Origin of the sequence: Eikenella halliae (genome assembly GCF_001648475.1) — a bacterium.
In the GTDB taxonomy this organism is placed as follows: Bacteria; Pseudomonadota; Gammaproteobacteria; order Burkholderiales; family Neisseriaceae; genus Eikenella; species Eikenella halliae.
Genome location: NZ_LXSQ01000010.1, coordinates 1 through 1,359, shown reverse-complemented (window position 1 = coordinate 1,359; position 1,359 = coordinate 1). Strand labels below are relative to the sequence as shown.

At 42.8% G+C, this 1,359-nt stretch carries 2 protein-coding genes and 1 pseudogene; 1 reads left to right on the top strand and 2 read right to left on the bottom strand.

Features of this window, described 5'->3' with window-relative positions; translation table 11 throughout:
- Positions 1 to 40 precede the first annotated feature (40 nt).
- The gene (locus tag A7Q00_RS12750) at positions 41 to 694 is read left to right on the top strand and encodes an IS1595 family transposase (protein WP_064089002.1); all 654 of its coding nucleotides are present in this window, start codon (positions 41 to 43) and stop codon (positions 692 to 694) included.
- 7 nt (positions 695 to 701) lie between these two features.
- Here the strand turns inward: A7Q00_RS12750 and A7Q00_RS12745 are convergent, their stop codons facing one another.
- Together A7Q00_RS12745 and A7Q00_RS03805 are read right to left on the bottom strand one after the other, a co-directional pair.
- The gene (locus tag A7Q00_RS12745; protein ID WP_245637520.1) at positions 702 to 1,055 is read right to left on the bottom strand and encodes a hypothetical protein; all 354 of its coding nucleotides are present in this window, start codon (positions 1,053 to 1,055) and stop codon (positions 702 to 704) included.
- Positions 1,052 to 1,359 (bottom strand): annotated as a pseudogene (locus A7Q00_RS03805) (IS630 family transposase); the annotation flags it as partial. The gene A7Q00_RS12745 and the pseudogene A7Q00_RS03805, both read right to left, overlap by 4 nt.

Sequence of the window (1,359 nt, the reverse complement as noted above, 5' to 3'; positions counted from 1 at the left end):
CGGGGCTGACGTAGATTAGTAGTTATGCTAGGCTACGAAAATGCAGATAACCAATTGTAAATTAAGCAAGAGAGTTCAAAATAAACTGCTTGAATTTTTCGTACTCCAAGTTACCGCCCGTTCCGCTGCCGATATTTTGGGCATTCAGCCCAACTCCGCTATTCTGTTTTACCGTAAAATCCGCATGGTCATCAGCCATCATTTGGCCTTGGCTGCCGATGAGGTTTTCGAGGGCCCCGTCGAGTTGGACGAAAGCTATTTCGGCGGACGGCGTAAAGGCAGACGTGGTCGCGGTGCGGCAGGAAAAGTGGTTGTCTTCGGCATCCTGAAACGCAACGGACGGGTCTATACCGTTGTCGTAGATAATGCCAAGTCCGATACTTTGATGCCTGTTATCAAACAGAAAATCATGCCGGACAGCATTGTTTACACGGATAGCCTGAGCAGCTACGACAAGTTGGACGTGAGCGGTTTTATCCATCACCGCATCAACCATTCCAAGGAATTTGCAGACCGCCAGAACCATATCAACGGCATTGAGAATTTTTGGAATCAGGCAAAACGCGTCTTGCGCAAATACAACGGAATCGACCGCAAATCTTTCCCACTGTTCTTGAAAGAATGTGAGTTTCGATTTAACTTCGGCACACCGTCTCAACAGCTTAAAATCCTGCGGGATTGGTGTGGAATTTAGGGCTAATCTACGTCAGCCCCTTTTTTTGTTTCACTGCATTTAGCTTCATATGCCTAATGAGAGACTCTAATTTACCTTCGTTTAGAGCGACTTCTTTATGAAGTAAATCACTAATGGTTAATTTATTATTTTGCTCCCAATCCATTAGCCATTGTATAACTCCTAATCTATTCCTAATCGTATTCACAGCAAAGCGGTAACGTAGCTCTACTGTAACCCATAAAGTCGAATAGAAATCAGGTATCCCTGTTTCTTTGTTAACCAAAAGGGGAAAACGTTCTCCATTTGGGAAAAGGACTGTCTCTAATTTATACATAATGCTTAAATTTACAAAATCAATATATATAAATACTATAGTCAATTAAAATCAAAATAGGACAGTAACGCATCGTCAAATCGGGCGTAATCAGACAATACGGTTCGAAGATACCGCTTAATATTCGCCCACACCTTCTCAATCGGATTGAGCTCAGGTGAATAGGGTGCAAGAGGCAATACCTTATGTCCCAATTTTTCCGCCATTTCCCGTAAGACACCTATACGGTGAAATCGTGCATTATCTAAAATAATCACCGATTTTTGAGTCAATGCGGGCAGTAGGCATTGCTGAAACCACGCTTCAAAAAAGACTCCGGTCATCGTATTTTGATAAACCATCGGAGCAA